This is a genomic window from Staphylococcus sp. EG-SA-2, assembly GCF_017152085.1.
Window position 1 is genome coordinate 1 of the sequence record NZ_JACYHC010000187.1, and the last position, 8000, is coordinate 8000.

10 protein-coding genes and 3 pseudogenes are annotated in these 8000 nt (G+C 31.5%); 10 read left to right on the forward strand and 3 right to left on the reverse strand.

Annotated features, from left to right (window positions below; all coding sequences use genetic code 11):
* The 4 genes and pseudogenes from IDG60_RS01720 to ychF form a co-directional block, all read left to right on the forward strand.
* Nucleotides 1-176: pseudogene (locus tag IDG60_RS01720) on the forward strand (ParB/RepB/Spo0J family partition protein); the annotation flags it as partial.
* A gap of 156 nt (nt 177-332) precedes the next feature.
* Complete coding sequence (locus IDG60_RS01725; RefSeq protein ID WP_001077602.1) at nt 333-1214, forward strand: mechanosensitive ion channel family protein; 882 nt, start codon at nt 333-335, stop codon at nt 1212-1214.
* 29 nt (nt 1215-1243) lie between these two features.
* Entirely contained in the window at nt 1244-1447 is a 204-nt protein-coding gene (locus tag IDG60_RS01730) for a DUF951 domain-containing protein (RefSeq protein ID WP_000157345.1), read from the forward strand.
* An 11-nt stretch (nt 1448-1458) separates the two neighbouring features.
* Entirely contained in the window at nt 1459-2556 is a 1098-nt protein-coding gene (gene ychF / locus IDG60_RS01735) for a redox-regulated ATPase YchF (protein WP_001218732.1), read from the forward strand.
* 85 nt (nt 2557-2641) lie between these two features.
* Here ychF and IDG60_RS01740 read toward each other — a convergent pair whose 3' ends face one another.
* Nucleotides 2642-2833 carry a hypothetical protein gene (locus IDG60_RS01740; protein ID WP_001052484.1) on the reverse strand — a complete coding sequence of 64 codons (192 nt, stop codon included), beginning with the start codon at nt 2831-2833 and terminating at the stop codon, nt 2642-2644.
* A gap of 243 nt (nt 2834-3076) precedes the next feature.
* Between IDG60_RS01740 and rpsF the strand changes: the two genes are divergently transcribed.
* Genes rpsF through rpsR form a run of 3 tightly spaced genes read left to right on the forward strand, consistent with a single transcriptional unit; the run spans nt 3077 to nt 4191 of the window.
* A complete protein-coding gene (gene rpsF / locus IDG60_RS01745) occupies nt 3077-3373 on the forward strand; it encodes a 30S ribosomal protein S6 (protein ID WP_001261460.1) in 297 nt (98 codons plus the stop codon).
* Between the two features lie 20 nt (nt 3374-3393).
* Complete coding sequence (ssb, locus tag IDG60_RS01750) at nt 3394-3897, forward strand: single-stranded DNA-binding protein (protein WP_000934799.1); 504 nt, start codon at nt 3394-3396, stop codon at nt 3895-3897.
* Between the two features lie 51 nt (nt 3898-3948).
* Nucleotides 3949-4191 (forward strand): 30S ribosomal protein S18, encoded by a 243-nt coding sequence (gene rpsR / locus IDG60_RS01755; protein ID WP_000897044.1) that lies wholly within the window; start codon nt 3949-3951, stop codon nt 4189-4191.
* A gap of 276 nt (nt 4192-4467) precedes the next feature.
* Here the strand turns inward: rpsR and IDG60_RS01760 are convergent, their stop codons facing one another.
* Nucleotides 4468-5406: an Abi family protein gene (locus IDG60_RS01760; protein WP_001817700.1), complete on the reverse strand. Its 939-nt coding sequence runs from the start codon at nt 5404-5406 to the stop codon at nt 4468-4470.
* Nucleotides 5407-5444: 38 nt separating this feature from the next.
* Nucleotides 5445-6158: pseudogene (locus IDG60_RS01765) on the reverse strand (tyrosine-type recombinase/integrase); the annotation flags it as partial.
* A 205-nt stretch (nt 6159-6363) separates the two neighbouring features.
* Between IDG60_RS01765 and selX the strand changes: the two are divergent.
* From selX to IDG60_RS01780, 3 genes and pseudogenes are all read left to right on the forward strand, one after another.
* The gene (gene selX / locus IDG60_RS01770) at nt 6364-6975 is read left to right on the forward strand and encodes a staphylococcal enterotoxin-like toxin X (RefSeq protein WP_206160428.1); all 612 of its coding nucleotides are present in this window, start codon (nt 6364-6366) and stop codon (nt 6973-6975) included.
* 368 nt (nt 6976-7343) lie between these two features.
* Nucleotides 7344-7712, forward strand: a complete 369-nt coding sequence (locus tag IDG60_RS01775) for a YxeA family protein (protein WP_000849163.1) — start codon at nt 7344-7346, stop codon at nt 7710-7712.
* A 180-nt stretch (nt 7713-7892) separates the two neighbouring features.
* Nucleotides 7893-8000: pseudogene (locus IDG60_RS01780) on the forward strand (PepSY domain-containing protein); the annotation flags it as partial.

Consider the following 8000-nt stretch of genomic DNA (forward strand, 5'->3'; position numbering starts at 1 on the left):
TAGATATAACTAAGCCTAAATTTATAAAGCAACAAGAACGACAGTTGCGAGAACAGTATGGTACCAAAGTAGATATATCAATAAAAAAATCGGTTGGTAAAATCTCATTTGAGTTTGATTCACAAGAAGATTTTCTAAGAATAATTGAACAATTAAATCGTAGGTATGGTAAATAGTTACACAATTTTATATAATAACTCTTTGTGCAAGTGTAAATAAATTGTAATCAGTGAACATTTGATTCTAGATATATTGAGACTTTCGTAGGTTGGAAGTATATAAAAATATGAATACAATATTGATATATCATATAGAAGGGAGTAACGCTTATCATGAATCAAGTCATGAATATTATTTCATCTCTATTTGAGCCATTAACAAAAATAGAAACATATGAAAACATTGCAACTAAAATCGCTATGATTGTTATTTATATTATCGTAGCCCTCATAGTTATTAAAATACTGAATAAAATGATTGAACAGGGATTTAAGATTCAAAATAAGAGTAAAAAGAGTAACAAAAAGCGCTCTAAAACTTTAATATCTCTTGTTCAAAATGTAGTGAAGTATATCGTTTGGTTTATAGTTATTACGACGATTTTAAGTAAATTTGGCATTAGTGTTGAAGGTGTTATTGCAAGTGCTGGTGTCGTAGGTTTAGCAGTAGGTTTTGGTGCTCAAACCATTGTTAAAGACGTTATTACTGGATTTTTCATTATATTTGAAAGTCAATTTGATGTAGGTGATTATGTTAAAATAAACAATGGTGGTACGACTGTGGCAGAGGGAACGGTTAAATCAATAGGACTTCGTTCAACACGAATCAATACAATTTCAGGAGAATTAACAATTTTACCAAATAGTAGTATGGGTGAAATAACGAACTACTCAATTACAAATGGTACAGCTATCGTTAAAATTCCAGTGTCTGTCGAAGAAAACATTGATAATGTTGATAAAAAACTAAACAAACTATTTACTTCTTTACGTAGTAAATATTACTTATTTGTTAGTGATCCGGTTGTTATTGGTATTGATGCTATTGAAGATACAAGAGTAATATTGAGAATATCTGCAGAAACAATTCCAGGTGAAGGATTTGCTGGAGCTCGAATTATTCGCAAAGAAGTACAAAAAATGTTTTTACAAGAAGGTATTAAAACACCTCAACCAATTATGACTGCTTATAATCATAGTGAAAACGGTGTTTAGTAGTTTATAATACATGGAGGTCATATTTAATGGCGTCAAAATATGGAATAAATGATATAGTAGAAATGAAAAAACAACATGCGTGTGGAACAAACCGTTTTAAGATTATTAGAATGGGTGCAGACATAAGAATTAAATGTGAAAATTGTCAAAGAAGTATTATGATTCCACGTCAAACGTTTGATAAAAAACTTAAAAAAATCATCGAATCTCATGATGATACACAAAGATAGGAGAATGATTAATGGCTTTAACAGCAGGTATCGTTGGATTGCCAAACGTTGGTAAATCAACATTATTTAATGCAATAACAAAAGCAGGTGCTTTAGCAGCGAACTATCCATTCGCTACGATTGATCCTAATGTAGGGATAGTAGAAGTGCCAGATGCTAGATTACTTAAATTAGAAGAAATGGTTCAACCTAAAAAGACATTGCCGACTACATTTGAATTTACAGATATCGCTGGTATTGTGAAAGGTGCTTCAAAGGGAGAAGGGTTAGGTAATAAATTCTTATCACATATTAGAGAAGTAGATGCGATTTGTCAGGTCGTTCGTGCATTTGATGATGATAACGTAACTCATGTTGCTGGTCGAGTAGACCCTATTGATGATATTGAAGTTATTAATATGGAATTAGTACTAGCGGACTTAGAATCTGTTGAGAAACGTTTGCCTAGAATTGAAAAATTAGCACGTCAAAAAGATAAGACTGCTGAAATGGAAGTACGTATTTTAACAACTATTAAAGAAGCTTTAGAAAATGGTAAACCCGCTCGTAGTATTGACTTTAATGAAGAAGATCAAAAATGGGTGAATCAAGCGCAATTACTGACTTCTAAAAAAATGCTTTATATCGCTAATGTTGGTGAAGATGAAATTGGTGATGATGATAATGATAAAGTAAAAGCGATTCGTGAATATGCAGCGCAAGAAGACTCTGAAGTGATTGTTATTAGTGCAAAAATTGAAGAAGAAATTGCTACATTAGATGATGAAGATAAAGAAATGTTCTTAGAAGATTTAGGTATCGAAGAACCAGGATTAGATCGATTAATTAGAACAACTTATGAATTATTAGGATTATCAACATATTTTACTGCTGGTGTGCAAGAAGTACGTGCTTGGACATTTAAACAAGGTATGACTGCACCTCAATGTGCTGGTATCATTCATACTGATTTTGAACGTGGATTTATCCGTGCCGAAGTAACAAGTTATGATGACTATGTACAATATGGCGGCGAAAGTGGCGCTAAAGAAGCGGGCAGACAACGATTAGAAGGTAAAGAATATATTATGCAAGATGGCGATATCGTTCATTTCAGATTTAATGTATAAACGATAGAGTGAAGTTAATTAAATAGTATATATGTAGAAGAGGCGGAATCAATTGTTCGCCTCTTTTAATTATGCGTATAATTTATTAAAAGAATGGAATGATTTTACTCGCGTAAATAATATCTTGAGTGCTGAAAAATTGTTTGCCTTCGCCAGTATAAGCAGGCTCTAAAACAAGATTAGCCTTTGCACAATAAAGCCATTCAGGATGAATGCCACTATTAAGTATCTCTTGGAATTCTTGAAAATCTTTAGACCAATCAATATTTAAATTCATTCCTTACCACCTCACAACCATTATAGAACATGCGTTCGCTTTTGTGAAGTGTATTTTTAAAAATATCATAGAAAATTTCAAATGAATTAATGTCAAAAATGATATGAAGAGTAGTTTGAATTATTATTGTAAAAAGTAATGGCGCATGATATAATTCTTTATTGTGAGTAATGAAAATTATTCCTTGCTTATCTGTTTTAAGATTGATAAGCCGTATAGACCACAAGGAGGTGCAAATATAAAATGAGAACATATGAAGTTATGTACATCGTACGCCCAAACATTGAGGAAGATGCTAAAAAAGCGTTAGTTGAACGTTTCAACGGTATCTTAGCTACTGAAGGTGCAGAAGTTTTAGAAGCAAAAGACTGGGGTAAACGTCGCCTAGCTTATGAAATCAATGATTTCAAAGATGGCTTCTACAACATCGTACGTGTTAAATCTGATAACAACAAAGCTACTGACGAATTCCAACGTCTAGCTAAAATCAGTGACGATATCATTCGTTACATGGTTATTCGTGAAGACGAAGACAAGTAATAATTAGAGGGGGCGTTTAAATGCTAAATAGAGTTGTATTAGTAGGTCGTTTAACGAAAGATCCGGAATACAGAACCACTCCCTCAGGTGTGAGTGTAGCGACATTCACTCTTGCAGTAAATCGTACGTTCACGAATGCTCAAGGGGAGCGCGAAGCAGATTTTATTAACTGTGTTGTTTTTAGAAGACAAGCAGATAATGTAAATAACTATTTATCTAAAGGTAGTTTAGCTGGTGTAGATGGTCGCTTACAATCCCGTAATTATGAAAATCAAGAAGGTCGTCGTGTGTTTGTTACTGAAGTTGTGTGTGATAGCGTTCAATTCCTTGAACCTAAAAATGCGCAACAAAATGGTGGCCAACGTCAACAAAATGAATTCCAAGATTACGGTCAAGGATTCGGTGGTCAACAATCAGGACAAAACAATTCGTACAATAATTCATCAAACACGAAACAATCTGATAATCCATTTGCAAATGCAAACGGACCGATTGATATAAGTGATGATGACTTACCATTCTAATAAAAATTAACGAAATTAAAGCGAAAAAATTATCAAAGGAGGCACACAATCATGGCAGGTGGACCAAGAAGAGGCGGACGTCGTCGTAAAAAAGTATGCTATTTCACAGCAAATGGTATTACACATATCGACTACAAAGACACTGAATTATTAAAACGTTTTATCTCAGAACGCGGTAAAATTTTACCACGTCGTGTAACTGGTACTTCAGCTAAATATCAACGTATGTTGACTACAGCTATCAAACGTTCTCGTCATATGGCATTATTACCATATGTTAAAGAAGAACAATAATATTTAATATATTATAACCCTCGTAGGCATAGGCTTATGGGGGATTTTTTTATGTTTGGGATATAGAAAAGGGACAGAAAAGGGCAAAAAAGGATGATGTGAATGTTTTGTGTTCGGAATTTGCACAAAGATATGTTTATATTGCAAAAATAATATGAATTTAGATGCATAAAAAAAGAACTACGCATTTTAAATAAAATGCATAGCTCTTCTTTTTCTTGCATACGAATTAAAATAACTCGCGAGACCTATAAGTCTCTTTCCTCACTAGATAGTTTATACTTTTGGTCTGTTGAAGTCAATAATTTTATCTAAAGCTATAAAAAATCTTTTGATAGCTAATGCATTATTATAATAGCTTTCGTTTCTTTTATATCGCTTTTGAAGTTGGTCCAAATCGTGATATCTTGCTTGGATAATTGCATTACTACAAACTTGATTATGTAATTCTAGCGTAGCGAAAGTATCTATGAAATTTTTTATTCCGAACATGTTTCTAGATATGCCTATATTATTCCCTTTTTCAAATAAATATTGAGGAGATCTACTGTCATAATTTAGATTTGCTATGATGGGTTGGTTATGAGCTGATTTGTTTCTTATATTTTTAACTAAAGGCATTAAAATATTAGCAACTCTCAATTCTTCGTCATTGTACTTCTTGTAATAGAAGTTGAGAAACGAAACGAATTGACCTAGTTGCATGAATTCAATGCAAACCCATGCGGGTGGATTTTGATAGTATTTATTCAACTTCTCGGGTAGTTGTCCTCGTTTATTCATATGCTTGAATATTTCGTTTTTATTTTTGATTTTGGTTTCCATAACTTCTTCTGGTGTTCTTGAATTTGTGTCAAAATTTGAATTGCTATATGATTTATCAATGCATAAGAACTCATCTATTATTTTATAACCATCTTCTTGGTTATTTTCTGTTATTAGTTTTAAGACTAGACACTTTAAACTATGTTCAATATCTAAAGTTAAATGCAACATTGTGTATCTTAATTTCATATCTATAGTTGCTAAATCTGATAAATAAGCAAATTCTATGAAATAGCCGCCATTCTTTTTTTCGAAATTTTTTCGGAAATAAGCTAGTTTGAAGAAGTAATTATTTTTTCTAAGAATTTCATTTGCTTTTTCGGTGTCAATAATATTAAAAAATATATTCATCTGTTTTAATTTCGCTATTTGCTCATCAAAATTGAGCATAGGCTTAATTTCTGCTAGTATATCATCTTTTTCCAATTTTAACTCCCCAATCGTTCAAATTTATTCATCATATCTTTCGCCATCTGATTAGTAACATGTGTGTATATCTCTAGATTTTTTATAATCTGAATGACCTACATGCTCTTGCATTGCTTTTAAGTTAATTCCTAATTGAGCAAGTGTAGATATATGCGAATGATGTAATGTATGCGTCGTTACAGGTTTCTTAATAGAACTAATCTCAGTTGTCTCTTTGATAGTGCCCCCTTTAATAATGTTGCTAATTTTGTTCGAGTCGATAGGGCCACCAGCTGCATTTGTGAATATGTACCCTATATTAATAAACTTATCATTACAAGCATAAGTGTTCTTAGTAAGTCGATGCTATGGATAGTGAGGCCTATAGCCCTATAGCTGTTACTTGTTCTAGTTGTCTCTTTTACTCCGGATGCTCCCGTCATTTTTCAGTTATCCAATTAACTTTACCGTCGATATCTAGCGTTTTATCTTCATAGTTTATATTTACTCTCTTTATTGCAAGTAGCTCACCGATACGCATGTCATTAGCAATTTGAAACTGTACCATAGCTTTTACCATTTTATAATTACGTTTTGTCGTTGGATATTTTTATACTTAATTACATAGTCGAAACAATCCAGTAACTCCTTAACTTCATTATCTTCTAATGTGTTACTATGTTTAGCTAGTAACGCATCACTATAGGGATATCTATTTTATCTATTACACATATAACTTTGAATTGCTTACTATTTTAAATTAACAAATTCTATTCTCTTAGATTTAGTCCAATTATGTGTAGACGATTTATAGTTATTAAATTCAGAGTGGTAGCAAATTAAAGTTAATCAAGAGTTAAGATGAATTTAATTCATGAGCACGTCTATTATTTTTATAATTGAAGAAAATAAAGTTTTACTTCAAGGAGGTAATTAAATATGTTCAAAAAAAATGACTCGAAAAATTCAATTCTATTAAAATCTATTCTATCGCTAGGTATCATCTATGGGGGAACATTTGGAATATATCCAAAAGCAGACGCGTCAACACAAAATTCCTCAAGTGTACAAGATAAACAATTACAAAAAGTTGAAGAAGTACCAAATAATTCAGAAAAAGCTTTGGTTAAAAAACTTTACGATAGATACAGCAAGGATACAATAAATGGAAAATCTAATAAATCTAGGAATTGGGTTTATTCAGAGAGACCTTTAAATGAAAACCAAGTTCGTATACATTTAGAAGGAACATACACAGTTGCTGATAGAGTATATACACCTAAGAGAAATATTACTCTTAATAAAGAAGTTGTCACTTTAAAGGAATTGGATCATATCATAAGATTTGCTCATATTTCTTATGGCTTATATATGGGAGAACATTTGCCTAAAGGTAACATCGTCATAAATACAAAAGATGGCGGTAAATATACATTAGAGTCGCATAAAGAGCTACAAAAAGATAGGGAAAATGTAAAAATTAATACAGCCGATATAAAAAATGTAACTTTCAAACTTGTGAAAAGTGTTAATGACATTGAACAAGTTTGAAATTAAGTTGAATTAGTATATACAGTGTTTTATTGCTAATACTTTGAAAGTTAGGTATCTAAAGGTGCCTAGCTTTCTTTGTTATGATTAGCACTATCATATAGAAAATTCTTTAATGACGTTTATGCCGAAATCTACAAATATAATTTCTCTTTTATGGTTAATCAATATGTTTTTACATTCGACAACCTTAAAATTAACTTCTTTCAATTCCATAATAAAGTCTCTATAAAATAACTTAGTTTAAAAACGATTCGTATCTTTCAGGTTCAAATACCATCATTTTCTCCTAATACTTACACTTTAATTACAATTATGTAAGTTGTTTTCAGAGGCATCCTATTTTATATTTTGTCAGAGGTGATCTTTTGAAAACGATTTTAAAAACAATAACATATCTTGCACTTACTATCATTGGCGCTTATGCTGCTTTATTCATTTTAAAAACAATAGACTCTCATGGTATAACAGATCAATTTAACCCATTAGTAAAGGAAGATGATTCTTATGTTAAAACGACAGAGGTGTCTACTAGAATGGATGATCAACTCCGAAGTTATACTCAAAGTGCTTTTAATAAAGAAGGGAAAGAGACGCAATTAATGTATACTGCTACATTTGATGTTAAACCGCATAGATACTTGAAAATTACACATAAAGGTCATCATGTAGAAACTTTTGAAGAAGTTGAAAAGGAAGAAGTACCAAAGAAAGCATTAGACAAACTGAGTCGATAATAGCATGCTTATATTACATGGTTCATTTATAAAAGGAGTACGAACGAAAGTAACGCATGACGATTAATTTAAAAATATTTGTAATAATTATGAATAAAATTAAAAACAAGGGGTAATACAATCTATATAGCATATAAGCTTTTGTTATGAGTTTCAAAAATAGGAAGAGAGAGTGATATTATGAAATTAAAATCATTAGCAGTGTTATCAATGTCAGCGGTGGTGCTTACTGCATGTGGCAATGATACTCCAAAAGATGAAACAAAATCAACAGAGTCAAATACTAAT